This is a genomic window from Acidovorax facilis, from assembly GCF_050626955.1.
Lineage (GTDB): Bacteria > Pseudomonadota > Gammaproteobacteria > Burkholderiales > Burkholderiaceae_C > Acidovorax > Acidovorax facilis.
Window position 1 is genome coordinate 4,530,668 of sequence record NZ_CP192460.1, and the last position, 13,656, is coordinate 4,544,323.

General features: G+C 67.5%; 8 protein-coding genes. 6 read left to right on the forward strand and 2 right to left on the reverse strand.

What is annotated here, in order from left to right:
- The first annotated feature begins 188 nt into the window (after positions 1-188).
- The 5 genes from ACQ4MJ_RS20785 (at position 189) to ACQ4MJ_RS20805 (ending at position 8,856) form a co-directional block, all read left to right on the forward strand.
- Positions 189-1,253, forward strand: a complete 1,065-nt coding sequence (locus tag ACQ4MJ_RS20785) for a ligase-associated DNA damage response exonuclease (protein WP_228897003.1) — start codon at positions 189-191, stop codon at positions 1,251-1,253.
- Positions 1,250-2,947: an ATP-dependent DNA ligase gene (locus ACQ4MJ_RS20790; RefSeq protein ID WP_431151430.1), complete on the forward strand. Its 1,698-nt coding sequence runs from the start codon at positions 1,250-1,252 to the stop codon at positions 2,945-2,947. Before ACQ4MJ_RS20785 ends, ACQ4MJ_RS20790 begins: the two co-directional genes overlap by 4 nt.
- Positions 2,944-5,667, forward strand: a complete 2,724-nt coding sequence (locus ACQ4MJ_RS20795) for a ligase-associated DNA damage response DEXH box helicase (protein ID WP_431151429.1) — start codon at positions 2,944-2,946, stop codon at positions 5,665-5,667. Before ACQ4MJ_RS20790 ends, ACQ4MJ_RS20795 begins: the two co-directional genes overlap by 4 nt.
- Before the next feature lie 5 nt (positions 5,668-5,672).
- Complete coding sequence (gene pdeM, locus ACQ4MJ_RS20800; protein WP_431151428.1) at positions 5,673-6,380, forward strand: ligase-associated DNA damage response endonuclease PdeM; 708 nt, start codon at positions 5,673-5,675, stop codon at positions 6,378-6,380.
- A gap of 241 nt (positions 6,381-6,621) precedes the next feature.
- A complete protein-coding gene (locus ACQ4MJ_RS20805) occupies positions 6,622-8,856 on the forward strand; it encodes an NADP-dependent isocitrate dehydrogenase (RefSeq protein WP_431151427.1) in 2,235 nt (744 codons plus the stop codon).
- Between the two features lie 188 nt (positions 8,857-9,044).
- On the opposite strand, the gene ACQ4MJ_RS20810 is transcribed toward ACQ4MJ_RS20805, so the two are convergent.
- A complete protein-coding gene (locus ACQ4MJ_RS20810) occupies positions 9,045-10,439 on the reverse strand; it encodes a hypothetical protein (protein ID WP_431151426.1) in 1,395 nt (464 codons plus the stop codon).
- A gap of 154 nt (positions 10,440-10,593) precedes the next feature.
- Between ACQ4MJ_RS20810 and ACQ4MJ_RS20815 the strand changes: the two genes are divergently transcribed.
- Positions 10,594-11,553, forward strand: a complete 960-nt coding sequence (locus ACQ4MJ_RS20815; protein ID WP_431151425.1) for a LysR family transcriptional regulator — start codon at positions 10,594-10,596, stop codon at positions 11,551-11,553.
- Positions 11,554-11,624: 71 nt separating this feature from the next.
- On the opposite strand, the gene ggt is transcribed toward ACQ4MJ_RS20815, so the two are convergent.
- Entirely contained in the window at positions 11,625-13,502 is a 1,878-nt protein-coding gene (ggt, locus tag ACQ4MJ_RS20820; RefSeq protein ID WP_431151424.1) for a gamma-glutamyltransferase, read from the reverse strand.
- Positions 13,503-13,656: the final 154 nt, after the last annotated feature.

Below are 13,656 nucleotides of genomic sequence, written 5' to 3' on the forward strand. Positions count from 1 at the left end.
GGGACGAGGCGTTGACAGCGCTGACGGAATGAATCACGCCCAGCGCAATTGCTCACATATTTATAGCTGCCAGCACTCATCATATAAGCGCTAGCAGCCATTTTTATTCAAATTTTAGTCATGAAGCGTCGTCACGCAATCCCCAGCCCGCGCCCCGGCTTTGGCCCGCCGCCTACGATGTCCTGACCATGCACGCAAGCGACCTGATCGTCCACCGCTCCGAAGGCCTGTATTGCCCGCAGGGCAATTTCTACATCGACCCCTGGCGGCCGGTGGAGCGGGCCGTGATCACGCATGCCCATTCAGACCACGCACGCATGGGCTCGGCCCACTACCTGGCGCACCACGACAGCGCGGGCACGCTGCGCAACCGGCTGGGGGCAGACATCGCGCTGCAGACGCTGGCCTATGGCGAGGCCATTGACCACCAGGGTGTGAAGGTGTCGCTGCACCCGGCGGGCCACGTGCTGGGGTCGGCCCAAGTGCGCATCGAGCACGGCGGCCAGGTGTGGGTGGCCTCGGGCGACTACAAGCTCGAAGACGACGGCACCTGCACGCCGTTCGAACCCGTGCGCTGCCACACCTTCATCACCGAATCGACCTTTGGCCTGCCGATCTACCGCTGGCCCTCGCAGCCCACGCTGTTTGCCGACATCAATGCCTGGTGGGCGGCGAACGCAGCGGCGAGCAAGGCCAGCGTGCTGTATGCCTATGCCTTCGGCAAAGCGCAGCGGCTGCTGCATGGGGTGGACGCCAGCATCGGGCCCATCGTGGTGCATGGCGCGGTGGAGCCGCTCAACGCCGTGTACCGAGCGGCCGGTGTAGACCTGCCACCCACGCTGCGTGTGACGGACCCGGGCCTGACCAAGGCCGACCTGAAACGCGCGCTGGTGCTGGCGCCGCCCTCGGCCGCCGGCACCCCCTGGCTCAAGCGCTTTGGGGAGTTTTCTGACGCGTTTGCCAGCGGCTGGATGCTGGTGCGCGGCGCACGCCGACGCCGGGGCGTGGACCGGGGCTTTGTGATGAGCGACCACGCCGACTGGCCCAGCTTGCAAAAAGCCATTGGCGCCACGGGCGCGGAGCGCGTCATCGTGACGCACGGCAGCACGGCCGTGATGGTGCGCTGGCTGTGCGAGCAAGGGCTGGACGCCCAGGTGTTCGCCACCGAATACGGCGCCGATGACAACGAGGACGATGCAGGGGCGGCGCTTGAGGTGACAGGTAGCACACCCACACCTGAGGCAGCCGCATGAAGGCCTTTGCCCAGCTGTTCCAGGCGCTCGACGCCACCACCGCGCAGTCGGCCAAACTCGCGGCGCTGGTGGCTTACCTGCGCGTGGCGCCGCCCGCCGATGCGGCCTGGGCCACCTACTTTCTCGCAGGCGGCAAACCCCGCCAGATGGTGCCGACCAAGCGCCTCAAGGTGCTGGCACAAGAGGCCGCAGGCCTGCCCGAGTGGCTGTTTGAAGAAAGCTACCAGGCCGTGGGCGACCTGGCCGAAACGCTGGCGCTGCTGCTGCCGCTGCCCACCCAGCCCACCGAACTGACACTGGCCGAATGGATGGCCCAGCTGCTGCCCCTGCGCGCCCTGCCGCAGGGTGACGCCGATACCCGTCTGCGCACGCAATGGGACATGCTGGCGCCCGAGCAGCGCTTTGTGTACTTCAAGCTCATCACCGGCAACTTCCGCGTGGGCGTGTCGCGCCTGCAGGTGACGCAAGCGCTGGCCACGGTGAGCGCGCTGGACCCCAAGCGCATTGCGCACCGGCTGATGGGCTACACGCAGATCGGCCGGCAGCCCCAGGCCAGCGACTACCAGGCGCTGATCGCGCCGGTGGACGACGATGCCAATACGCAGGATGCCGCCGATGCAGGCCAGCCCTACCCCTTCTTTTTGGCCCACCCGTTCAACCAGCTCGTGGCCGACATGCCCGCACTGCTGGGCACGCCCGGCGACTGGCTGGTGGAATGGAAGTGGGACGGCATCCGTGCGCAGATCGTGCGGCGTGCGGGCGTGGTGTGGATCTGGTCGCGCGGGGAGGAGCTGGTGACCGACCGCTTCCCCGAACTGGCCGAGGCCGCGATGGCGCAGCTGCCCGATGGCACGGTGGCCGATGGCGAGATTCTGGTGTGGCTGCCCGATGAGCCCCAGCCCCGCCCCTTTGCCGACCTGCAAAAGCGCCTGGGCCGCAAGACCCTGGGCCCGAAGCTGCTGCGCGAACTGCCCGTGGTGCTGGTCACCTACGACCTGCTGGAGCACGCTGGGCAGGACCTGCGCCAAGAGCCGCAACAGGCCCGCCGCACGCTGCTGGAGGCCACGCTGCAGCCGCCCAATGACACCGCCATCGCCCCCCCGCCCCACAAGGCCCTGCGCCTGAACGCGCTGCTGCACGGCTCCGACTGGGCCGACCTCGCGCGCCAGCGCGAGGCCGCGCGCAGCATGGGCACCGAGGGCTTCATGCTCAAGCACCGCAGCGCCCACTATGGCGTGGGCCGCACCAAGGATGTGGGCGTGTGGTGGAAGTGGAAGATCGACCCGATGAGCGTGGACGCGGTACTCATCTACGCCCAGCGCGGCCACGGCCGCCGCGCAAGCCTCTACACCGACTACACCTTTGCCGTATGGACCGGGCCGCAGGACGACCCGGACCGGCAGCTGGTGCCCTTTGCCAAGGCCTATTCGGGCCTGACGGATGCCGAGATTGCGCAGGTGGACGCCATCATCCGCAAGACCACGCGCGAGAGCTTCGGGCCCGTGCGCAGCGTGGACGCGACGCTGGTGTTTGAGCTGGGCTTCGAGGGCATTGCGCGCAGCCCGCGCCACAAGAGCGGCATTGCGGTGCGCTTTCCGCGCATGCTGCGCTGGCGGCAAGACAAACCCGTGGCCGAGGCCGATACCTTGCAAACGCTGATGGCATTGCTGCCGGGCCAGGACGCGGCCACATGAGCACGACACGCCACCCGCGCAAGCCCCTGCCCTCGGTGGCACCGAGTGCCGCAGCCGCCTGGATGGCGGCGCGCGGGTGGCAGCCCTTCGGCTTCCAGCAAGATGTGTGGCGCGCGATGGGCGAGGGCCGCTCGGGCCTGCTGCACGCAACCACGGGCGCGGGCAAGACCTATGCGGTGTGGCTGGGCGCGCTGCAGAATCTGGCGCAGGCCGATGCTGAACCACCGCCCGAAGAAGCCCCCAAAGTCACCAGCGCCCGCACCGCGCTGCGCACGCGCCGCGCTGCGGCACCTCCCCTCTCCGTGCTGTGGATCACGCCCATGCGCGCACTCGCTGCTGATTCGCTGCGCGCCCTGCAGGCACCGCTGCCCGACCTCGCGCCCAACTGGACCAGCGGCCTGCGCACGGGCGACACGGCCAGCGGCGAGCGCGCCGCGCAAGACCGGCGCCTGCCCACGCTGCTGGTGACGACGCCCGAAAGCGTCTCGCTGCTGCTGGCCCGCGCCGATGCACATGAGCGCCTGGCCAGCGTGCGCCTGGTGGTGGTGGACGAATGGCATGAGCTGGTGGGCAACAAGCGCGGCGTGCAGGTGCAACTGGCGCTGGCGCGCCTGTCGGGGTGGAACCCGGCGCTGCAGGTGTGGGGCATGTCGGCCACGCTGGGCAACCTGGAGGAGGCCCTGCACACCTTGCTGCCGCAGCCCGTGCCGGACACGCCGCAGCCACCGCCCGCCGTGCTGGTGCAAGGCCGCATCGACAAGCGGCTGGAGGTGCAGGTGATGCTGCCCGCGCGTGCCGACCGCTTTGCGTGGGCGGGCCACATGGGGCTGAGCCTGCTGCCGCAGGTGGTGCAGTCGATCGAAGCGGCGGCGTCCACCTTGGTGTTCACCAACACCCGGTCGCAAGCAGAGCGCTGGTACCAGGCGCTGCTGGAGGCACGGCCCGACTGGGCCGGCACCATCGCGCTGCACCATGGGTCGCTGGGGCATGAGGTGCGCGACTGGGTGGAGCAAGGCCTCAAGGCCGGGCAGCTCAAGGCCGTGGTGTGCACATCGAGCCTGGACCTGGGCGTGGACTTTTTGCCGGTAGAGCAGGTGCTGCAGATCGGCTCGGCCAAGGGGGTGGCGCGGCTGGTGCAGCGCGCGGGCCGCTCGGGCCATGCGCCGGGGCGCAGCTCCAGCATCACGCTGGTGCCCACGCACAGCCTGGAGCTGGTGGAGGCAGCCGCTGCGCGCCACGCACTGGCGCAGGGCCGCATTGAAGACCGGCACACGCCGCGTGCGCCGCTTGACGTGCTGGTGCAGCACTTGGTCACCGTGGCGCTCGGCGGCGGCTTTGTGCCCGATGCGCTGCTGGCCGAAGTGCGGCGCGCACCGGCCTATGCTGCCTTGGCCGACAACGACTGGCAGTGGGCGCTGCAGTTCGTGCGCCAGGGCGGCGCATCGCTGGCCACCTACCCGGACTTTCACCGCGTGGTGCCCGACGACGAAGGTGTGTGGCGCGTGCCCGATGCCCGCCTGGCGCGCCGCCACCGCAGCAACATCGGCACCATCGTGAGTGATGCCAGCATGCAGGTGCAGTTTGTGAGCGGCGGGCGCCTGGGGTCGGTGGAAGAGAGCTTCATCGCCCGGTTGCGCAAGGGCGATGTGTTCATGTTCGCGGGCCGCCTGCTGGAGCTGGTGCGCACTCAGCAGATGACGGCCTATGTGCGCATCGCCCCCAAGGGCAGCGCTGCGCTACCGCGCTGGAGCGGAGGACGCATGCCGCTGTCGAACACGCTGGCCGATGCGATGCTGGAACAGCTGGCGCAGGCGGAGCGCGGCCAGTTCACCACGCCCGAGATGCGCTGCGCCCAGCCACTGCTGGAGCTGCAGCAGGCCTGGTCGGCCCTGCCCACACCCAGTCGCCTGGTGGCCGAGACCCTGCACACGCGCGAGGGCTGGCACCTGTACCTGTACCCACTGGCAGGCCGCCTGGTGCACCTGGGCCTGGCCGGGCTGCTGGGCTGGCGCGCGTCGCAGCAGGTGCCCAACACCTTCTCCATCGCGGTCAATGACTACGGGCTGGAGCTGCTGTCGGCCAAGCCCGTGGACTGGCCCGCGCTACTGCCGCGCCTGATCGGCGAAGGCACGCACACCACCATCGGTAGCGGGCTCGAAGATGAAGTGCTGGCCAGCCTGAACGCCACCGAAATGGCGCGCAGGCGCTTTCGCGAGATCGCGCGCATTGCGGGCCTGATCTTCCAGAGCCACCCCGGCGAGCAGCGCAGCAGCCGCCAGCTGCAGGCCTCGTCGTCGCTCTATTACGACGTGTTTGCGCAGTACGACCCCGACAACCTGCTGCTGGCCCAGGCCCGTGCCGAGCTGCTGGCAAACGAGCTGGACATGGAGCGACTGGCCCGCACGCTGCGCGGCATGCAGGCGCAAACCCTGTCCATCCATGCCCTCACGCGCCCCACCCCGTTTGCCCTGCCGCTGATGGTGGAGCGCTTTCGCGAGCGCCTGAGCACCGAGACCCTGGCCGACCGGCTGGCGCGCATGGTGCAAGCGCTGGAGCAGGCGGCCGACGCCACCACGGGCACCCACCTGGCGCAGCACCCTGTGCAATCCACGGACATAGCGTGGGACCTCCCTGAAGGCTCCGCGACCTCGGCACGGCGCACGCGCCGAGACCCGGCCGGGGACAGCCCTCGCCGCGCCCGCAGACGCCACGGATTCTGAGCACCATGACCTCGCTGGCCACCCCCACGCCCACCATCAGTGCGCACGCCATCACCCTGCCCTGCGGCACCGCGCTGCAGCTGCTGCCCCAGCGCGCCCTGTGGTGGCCCGCTGCCCGCATGGTGCTGGTGGCGGATGTGCATTTCGGCAAGGCAGCCACCTTCCGCCGCGCGGGCCAGCCGGTACCGCATGGCACCACGGCCGACAACCTGGCGCGGCTGGATGCGGTGCTCGCTGCCACCGGCGCCGACCACCTGGTGTTTCTGGGCGACTTTCTGCACGCACGCAGCGGCGCGGCCGATTCGCTGTGGCAGCAGTTGCTGCCCTGGCGCCAGCGCCATGCCCGTGTGGCGATGACCCTGGTGCGCGGCAACCACGACCTGCATGCGGGCGACCCACCGGCCACGCTGGCTCTGGCGCTGGTCAACGAGCCCTGGTTGCCTCGCGCCGATGTGCCGGTGCTGGCCTGCCACCACCCGCAGGCCGTTGCGGGCCACACGGTGATTGCCGGGCACCTGCACCCCACGCTGCGGCTGCGCGGCCCGGCGCGGGATGCGCTGCGGGCGCCGTGCTTTGGGTGGGGCGATGGACAGTTGATCCTGCCCGCCTTCGGGGCTTTCACCGGCACGGCGCCCGAAGCCCTGCCCGCGCACTGGGCGCAGTTTGCCGTCCTGCCTGGCCGCGTGGTGGCTGTTCCAGGGGGCCTTTCATAGGGTGTACAGGGGGTGGCGCGCTGCCGCCAACGCGGTCAAACTGCAGAGCGCCGCAGGGTGATTACCACCTATTTGGTGAAAAAAAGTGCCCTGGGCTTATGATAATTTTGCATTGTGAGATTCGATTGCAAAAACAGCGGGCGGTGACAGCCCCGAGCAAGGAGAATCAGAGAGCATCCGCGTTTGGCCCCGCTGCGACGCAGCCGGGGGCACCTACCTACTCTGTTTCGTGAGACAAGCCATGACGACCCAGCAACCGACCATCATCTACACCCTGACCGACGAAGCACCCCGTCTGGCCACGGCCTCCTTCCTGCCCATCGTCCGCACGTTCGCGGCGCCCGCAGGCATCAATGTGACGGAGAGCGACATCTCCGTGGCCGCCCGCGTGCTGGGCGAGTTTCCCGAGTTTTTGAAGGAAGACCAGCGCGCTCCCAACACCCTGGCAGAGCTGGGCAAGAAAACACTGCAGCCCGACGCCAACATCATCAAGCTGCCCAACATCAGTGCGTCCGTCTCGCAGCTCAAGGCCGCCATCGCCGAGCTGCATGCCAAGGGCTACGGCCTGCCCGACTACCCGGACCAGCCCAAGGACGACAAGGAAAAAGAGATCAAGGCCCGCTACGGCAAGTGCATCGGCTCGGCCGTGAACCCCGTGCTGCGCGAAGGCAACTCTGACCGCCGCGCACCCAAGGCCGTGAAGGAATACGCACGCAAGAACCCGCACAGCATGGCCGAGTGGAGCCAGGCCTCGCGTTCGCACGTCTCGCACATGCACGCTGGCGACTTCTACCACGGCGAAAAGTCCATGACGCTTGACCGCGCCCGTGACGTGAAGATGGAGCTGATCACCAAGAGCGGCAAGGCCATCGTCTTGAAGCCCAAGGTCAGCCTGCTCGACCGCGAAGTGATCGACAGCATGTTCATGAGCAAGAAGGCGCTGCTGGAGTTCTACGAAAAGGAAATCGAAGACGCGCGCAAGACCGGCGTGATGTTCTCTCTGCACGTGAAGGCCACGATGATGAAGGTGTCGCACCCCATCGTGTTCGGCCACTGCGTGAAGATCTTCTACAAGGATGCGTTCGAGAAACACGCCAAGACCTTTGAAGAACTCGGCGTGAACGTGAACAACGGCATGGTCGATCTGTACACCAAGATCGAGACGCTGCCACAAAGCCAGCGCGACGAGATCAAGCGCGACCTGCACGCCTGCCACGAGCACCGCCCCGAGCTGGCCATGGTGGATTCGGCCAAGGGCATCACCAACTTCCACTCGCCCAACGACATCATCGTGGACGCCTCCATGCCCGCGATGATCCGCAACGGCGGCAAGATGTGGGACGCCAACGGCCGCCTGAAGGATGTGAAGGCCGTGATGCCTGAATCGACCTTCGCCCGCATCTACCAGGAGATCATCAACTTCTGCAAGTGGCACGGCGCGTTCGACCCCAAGACCATGGGCACCGTGCCCAACGTGGGCCTGATGGCCCAGCAGGCCGAGGAATACGGCAGCCACGACAAGACCTTCGAGATCGCTGAAGACGGCGTGGCCAACATCACCGACCTGGCCACGGGCGAAGTGCTGCTGAGCCAGAACGTGGAAGCTGGCGACATCTGGCGCATGTGCCAGGTCAAGGACGCCGCGATCCGCGACTGGGTGAAGCTGGCCGTCAACCGCGCCCGCAACTCCGGCATGCCCGTGGTGTTCTGGCTCGACTCGTACCGCCCGCACGAAAAGGAACTCATCACCAAGGTGAAGATGTACCTGCACGAGCACAACACCGTCGGCCTCGATATCCAGATCATGAGCCAGGTGCGTGCGATGCGCTACACGCTGGAGCGCGTGATCCGTGGCCTGGACACCATCAGTGCCACCGGCAACATCCTGCGCGACTACCTCACCGACCTGTTCCCCATCATGGAACTGGGCACCTCGGCCAAGATGCTGTCCATCGTGCCGCTGATGGCCGGTGGCGGCATGTACGAAACGGGCGCGGGCGGCTCGGCTCCGAAGCACGTGCAGCAGCTGGTGGAAGAAAACCACCTGCGCTGGGATTCGCTGGGTGAGTTCCTGGCGCTGGCCGTGTCGCTGGAAGACCTGGGCCTGAAGACCGGCAACGGCAAGGCCAAGGTGCTGGCCCAGACGCTGGACGCTGCCACGGGCAAGCTGCTGGACAACAACAAGAACCCCAGCCCCAAGACCGGCCAGCTGGACAACCGTGGCAGCCAGTTCTACCTGGCGCTGTACTGGGCGCAGGAACTGGCCGCACAGACCGAAGACGCCGAGCTGGCCGCCAAGTTTGCGCCCCTGGCCAAGCAGTTGACCGACAACGAGCAGACCATCGTGGCCGAGCTGGCGGCCGTGCAGGGCGCACCTGCTGACATCGGCGGCTACTACCTGCCCGACGTGGCCAAGCTGGACGCCGTGATGCGCCCGAGCGCCACGCTGAACAAGGCGCTTGCCTCCGTCAAGTAAGCAGAGGCGGCGGGGCGGCCCCGGCCGGGGCTGCACCTGGTGCGAGAAGACAGGTGCTCTGACTGTGATTTTTTGGCAATATTGGCATCTGGCGCTTATCTAGAAAGCGCAATCAGCTATAAATTTTGTAGCGTCTTGACACAAGGCCCCGCTGTTTCAGCGGGGCCTTTTTCTTGCTGGCGGCTGGTCTACGGCCGCTCGCGCTCAGCCACCCGGCTGGCCAGCGGCGCAGGCACATAGCCGGGCAGGAAGGCGCAGCCCTTGCCAAAGGGGGTCTCCATGCCTGCGCACTGCCGCGCAATGCCCTCGGGCGTGGGCTTGTCGCCCGTGTCCACCCAGCGCAGCAGCGCCGCCAAAAGCGTGGGGTAGGTCGGGTCGCTCAGGTAGCTGTGGGTGTTGTGCTGGGTGAAGGTCTGCACCAGGCGCGCCGCGCTGCCGCCCTGCGCCATGGTGGCCTTGAAGGCTGCATCCAGCTCGACGAAGGCGGTGGGGTCGTCCACGCCTTTCACGGTGAGCACAGGCACGGGAATGCGGCCGGTCAGGTCCGTGTCCTGCGCGAAGCGGGCCACGGCCGCAGGGTCGGCGCGGTAGCGCAGCACGGCCGCGTTCAGGGCGGCATCGTCGGGCGAGCCCCGGTACAACACCCCCTGGTTGCCAAACGGACTGGCGCCGCCCGTGCGGTGCTGCACCACGTCGCGGAAGTGGAAGGTGGCCCAGTTCATGTGGCCCTGGATGGAGCTGGCCGGGATGCGGATCACATCCACGATGGTTTTGACTTTTCGCTGCTGCTCGGGCGTGCGCTCGGCCACCGGCTTGTTCAGCGCCAGGCATTCGTTCACGCGTGCGGCCAGGTCCGCCTGGGTCATCGCCGCATCGGCAGGCAGGCCGATGTTCAGCGGATACTGCACCTCGGTGGGCCGGGGGTGGTTGTTGCACAGGTACTGGTAGACCACGCGCAGGTCGGTGCGGAAGTCGTAGGACCGCGTGCCGCCTGCCAGCACGCCGCTGGTGAGCAGCACGGCGTCGTAAGGGCGCTTGCCATTGGCGGTGGTCTGGAACATCTCGGCCCCCTTGGCTGCCACGCTGGCGCCCCAGGACTGGCCGTGCAGCACCGTGCGCTGCGGCTGCGCTACGTGCTGCACAAAGATCTGCCGCAGGCGCTCGGTGTCCTCGGCCGCTGCGCGCACCTCCACGCCGCCCTGGCGGAAGGTGCTGCCCGCCCAGGCGTAGCCCGCACGGACCATGATGGACCAGCGCGTGAGGTCTTCGACCGACCGCTCCATCCTGGGCGCACCCAGCGCGGGGCCCCCGTGGGCATGCAGCACGAGGTGACCGTTCCATCGCTGCGGCATGGCGATCAGGTAATACGCACCCGCCGAATCCTGGCCCGACAGGCAGCGGGCGATGGGTGCCAAGTCCTTGGGGCAGGCCGCAGCCACGGGGGCGGCCTCGGCCTTGGCAGAAACCGCGCTGGCCGCTGGTGCACAGCTGGGTGCCATGGGCGCACAGGCGGCCACCGCAAGGCACGCCAGGCCCAGCAGGGCCAGGCGGGGCAGAGGCAAATGGGGTTGCGGGGCAGTCATGGTGGATGTGTCTCCTTGAGGATTCTTATGGGCCGTTTCAAACCGGATGCCGCTGCATCGTAGAAACCGGCTTTCAATACGTCAAATAGGCAAAAATGCCCTGGGCGATACGATTTGCATATGAACATCCTGCCATCTGCACCCGACCTCTGACATGGACATCCGCCAGTTGCGCTACTTTCTCGCGGTGGCCGAAGCCGGGCACATGACCCGCGCGGCAGAGCTGCTGGGCATGGCCCAGCCACCGCTCAGCCAGCAGATCAAGGCCCTTGAAAACACGGTGGGTGTGGTGCTGTTCAAGCGCCATGCCAAGGGCGTCACGCTGACCGAGGCGGGGCAGACACTGCAGGCCGATGCCGCCCGCCTGGTGCATGACGTCGACGCACTGCAAAGCCGCATGCAGCTGCTGGCCGAGGGCAAGACCGGCCGGCTCGTGATTGCCTTCACCAGCTCGGCCGCTGCGCACGAGTTCACCCCGTTCGCCTTGCGGGAGTGCCGCGCCCGCCACCCCGGCCTGGTGCTGGAGATTGGCGAGAACAACGCCGCCGAAATCACCGAGGCCGTGGCCGATGGCCGCCTGCACTGTGGCCTGCTGCGCGTACCCGTGGCGCGGCCTGCGGGCCTGGTGTTCGATACGCTGCAGCACGAGCCCGCCATGGTGGCCCTGCCCATCGACCACCCACTGGCACAACGCCAGCGGCGCGGCAAGCCGCTGCCCATCCAGATTGCCGACCTGGAGGGCGAGCCCATGATCCTGGTGCGCCGCCCGGGCGCGCCCGGCCTGTATGCCAACCTGCTGGCGCTGTGTGCCGAGCAGGGCGTGCGCCCCCGCGTGGTGGCCGAGGTGGCGCGCATGCTGACCAACCTCAACCTGGTGGCTGCGGGCACGGGCATTTCCATGGTGCCTTCATCGATGCTGGGCGTGCACCGCCACGCCATTGCCTACCGGCCGTTGGTGGATGGCGGGCGGCTGGATGTGCCCCTGACGCTGGTCTATCGCGCCGAGGACAACGTGGGCCCGACAGCGACCTTCACCCGCTTGCTCCAGACACTGGCGGGCGAAAAGCACCCGGCGGCCACCACGGAGCACCCACAAAAAAAGGCTGCCCGGTAGTCCACCCGGCAGCCTTCGTCAGTATCAGCGCAGCCCCTGCTCTGGAGCCGCCACCGATCACATTGCGCAGCTCAGTTGTTGCCCAGCGCAATCCCCTCCCGGCGGGGATCGGCGCCACCGGCATAGGTGCCCGCACCTGGGTTGCGCGACAGCAGGCCCGCATTGCCGTTGGACCGCACACCGTTGAACACCGCTCCATGCAGGCCGCTGGTGAAGGAGTCGGTCTGCGCCACGGTGTGGCCGCGCGCCTTGAGTCCGTCGCGGATGGCAGCGGTGTCGATGAGCGAGCCCTTTTCGATGGACGTGGTGGCGTTGGTCTGCGCACCGAAGTTCGGCAGGTTGATGGCCTGCTGGACGTTCAGGCCCCAGTCCGTCATGCCCAGGATGGTCTTGGCGGTGTACTGGATGATGGCACTGCCTCCTGGCGAGCCGACCACACCTTCGAGGTCGCCCGTGGTGGCGTTGAAGATGATGGTGGGTGCCATGGAACTGCGGGGGCGCTTACCGGCCTGCACGCTGTTGGCAATGGGGTTGCCTGCCGCGTCGGTGGCCGTGAACGAGAAGTCGGTGAGCTGGTTGTTCAGCAAGAAGCCGCGCACCATCTGCAGGCTGCCGAAGCCGTTCTCGATGGTGGTGGTCATGGACACCGCGTTGCCCGCGTTGTCGATGATGGACATGTGCGTGGTCGATGGCAGGGCCAGTGAGCTGTCCTTGCCCGTGGCGCCCGTGACACCCGGCGGGATGCCAGCCACCGGCACGCCCATGCTCTTTTGCAGGCTGATGAGCTTGGCGCGCTCCTTGAGGTAGTCGGCATTGATCAGGCCGGCCTGGGGCACGTTGACGAAGTCAGGGTCGGCCACATACAGCGCGCGGTCGGCATAGGCCAGGCGGTAGGCCTCGGACACCACGTGCACGGAGTCGAGCGTGTTGGGCTTCATGGCCGCCAGGTCAAAGCCCTGCAGCAGGCCCAGCGTCTGCAGCACCGCGATGCCGCCGGAGCTGGGCGCGGGCATGCCACACACGCGGTACTGCACACGGTAGACGCCGCACACGGGCTCACGCACCTTGTGGGTGTAATCACTCAGGTCATCGAGCGCGAGCTTGCCGGGGTTGGTGGGATGGCTGACCACCTTGGCCACGATGTCCTTGGCGATGTCCCCCTTGTAGAACGCATCGGCACCGCCCGCTGCAATGGCCTTGAGCGTGGCTGCAAATTCAGGGTTCTTGAGCAGCGTGCCCGCCGCCTTGGCCGTGCCGTCGGCGTTGAGGAAATAGCTGGATCCGGGCTCGCCCTGGGCCTTGATGCGCGCGGCCGATCCGGCAATGGACACACTCATGCGCTGCGAGATCGCAAAGCCGTCTTCGCTGAGCTTGATGGCGGGCTCGAACAGGTCCTTCCAGGGCAGCTTGCCGTGGGCCTTGTGCGCGGCTTCGAGCATGCGCAGCACGCCCGGAGTGCCGACCGACAGGCCGCCGTCCACCGCCGCCAGAAACGCCAGCGGCTTGCCATCGGCGCCGATGAAGAGGTTGGGCGTGGCGGCCTTGGGCGCGGTCTCGCGGCCGTCGTAGGCCAGCAGCTTGTTGGCGCCCTTGTCGTAGTGCAGCATGAAGGCGCCGCCACCAATGCCCGACGACTGCGGCTCCACCAGGTTCAGCACCATCTGCACCGCAATGGCGGCATCTGTGGCCGTGCCGCCCTTGGCCAGGATGTCCACACCTGCCTTCACCGCCAGCGGGTTGGCCGCCGCCACCATGTCCTTGTTGGCATAGCTGATGGTTTTGGGCGTGTAGCCCGAGGGCGGCTCGGGCGGCACGTACTGCTCGGTGGGCTCAGGCGTGGCCACCGGGGTGGTGGGGCCGTCACTGCCGCCACAGGCGGCCAGCACGGCCAATGCGGCAATGCTCAGTCCCAGGGCGTAGGGGTTGCGTCGAAAAACAGAAAGCGACATGGATGAAATCCTTGAAAAAAGGGCGACGTGAGGGGCCAGGAACGGCGTGCCATGGGGAGACAGCGCACCACGCACCGGGTGGATGCACGGTTCGAAATTACGGGGAATTGACGCAGATTCCGTGCCAACGATGCCTTGACAGTATGTAACGACA

What these genes read in the sequence shown, in the direction of transcription:
- ACQ4MJ_RS20785 (WP_228897003.1), top strand. Translation starts at nt 189, where the DNA reads ATGCACGCAAGCGACCTGATCGTCCACCGCTCCGAAGGCCTGTATTGC.
- ACQ4MJ_RS20790 (WP_431151430.1), top strand. Translation starts at nt 1,250, where the DNA reads ATGAAGGCCTTTGCCCAGCTGTTCCAGGCGCTCGACGCCACCACCGCG.
- ACQ4MJ_RS20795 (WP_431151429.1), top strand. Translation starts at nt 2,944, where the DNA reads ATGAGCACGACACGCCACCCGCGCAAGCCCCTGCCCTCGGTGGCACCG.
- pdeM (WP_431151428.1), top strand. Translation starts at nt 5,673, where the DNA reads ATGACCTCGCTGGCCACCCCCACGCCCACCATCAGTGCGCACGCCATC.
- ACQ4MJ_RS20805 (WP_431151427.1), top strand. Translation starts at nt 6,622, where the DNA reads ATGACGACCCAGCAACCGACCATCATCTACACCCTGACCGACGAAGCA.
- ACQ4MJ_RS20810 (WP_431151426.1), bottom strand. Translation starts at nt 10,439, where the DNA reads ATGACTGCCCCGCAACCCCATTTGCCTCTGCCCCGCCTGGCCCTGCTG.
- ACQ4MJ_RS20815 (WP_431151425.1), top strand. Translation starts at nt 10,594, where the DNA reads ATGGACATCCGCCAGTTGCGCTACTTTCTCGCGGTGGCCGAAGCCGGG.
- ggt (WP_431151424.1), bottom strand. Translation starts at nt 13,502, where the DNA reads ATGTCGCTTTCTGTTTTTCGACGCAACCCCTACGCCCTGGGACTGAGC.